The following is a 985-nucleotide window of genomic DNA, read 5'->3' on the forward strand; positions in this document are numbered from 1 at the left end:
CGAGTTCGAGAAGGCGGGTGTCGTGCCGCCGGTGGAGTCGGCCGACTCGGAGGAGTACGCGGTCATCCTGGAGTTGTTGCACCGCACCCTGGCCGAGGATGGTCAGCGGTGGACGCGGATCGCGTCGGGGATCAAGGGTGTGACGGAGGAGACCACCACCGGGGTGCACCGGCTGTATGAGATGCACCGGGCCGGCACGCTGTTGTTCCCGGCGATCAACGTGAACGATTCGGTGACGAAGAGCAAGTTCGACAACAAGTACGGCTGCCGGCATTCGCTGATCGACGGGATCAACCGGGCCACCGATGTGCTGATCGGCGGGAAGATGGCGGTGGTGCTCGGGTACGGCGATGTGGGTAAGGGGTGCGCGGAGTCGCTGCGCGGGCAGGGCGCCCGGGTGGTGGTGACCGAGGTGGACCCGATCTGCGCGTTGCAGGCGGCGATGGACGGCTACCAGGTGGCCAGGCTGGATGACGTGGTGGAGGTGGCGGATATCTTCATCACGGCCACGGGCTGCTTCAACGTGATCACGAATGAGCACATGGCGCGGATGAAGCACCAGGCCATCGTGGGTAACATCGGGCACTTCGACAACGAGATCGACATGGCGGGTCTGGCCAAGCGGGCCGATGTGACCCGGGAGAACATCAAGCCGCAGGTCGACCTGTGGAAGTTCGACGACGGGCACGCGATCATCGTGCTGTCGGAGGGCCGGTTGTTGAACCTGGGCAACGCCACCGGCCACCCGTCGTTCGTGATGTCGAACAGTTTCGCGAACCAGACGATCGCGCAGATCGAGTTGTACACGAAGACGGATGAGTATCCGGTCGGGGTGTACGTGCTGCCCAAGCACCTCGATGAGAAGGTCGCCCGGCTGCACCTGGACGCCCTCGGCGCGAAACTGTCCACCCTGACCAAGGAACAGGCCGCCTACCTCGGTATCTCCCCGGAAGGCCCGTTCAAGCCCGACCACTACCGCTACTGA

1 protein-coding gene is annotated in these 985 nt (G+C 64.3%); it reads left to right on the plus strand.

Translation table 11 applies throughout. The features are described 5' to 3' along the window. Positions 1 to 985 (plus strand): adenosylhomocysteinase (locus HCJ94_RS29350; protein WP_168004241.1); only part of this gene is annotated, 985 nt, incomplete at its 5' end.

The sequence above is a fragment of the Micromonospora thermarum genome (assembly GCF_012034245.1).
Lineage (GTDB): Bacteria > Actinomycetota > Actinomycetes > Mycobacteriales > Micromonosporaceae > Micromonospora > Micromonospora thermarum.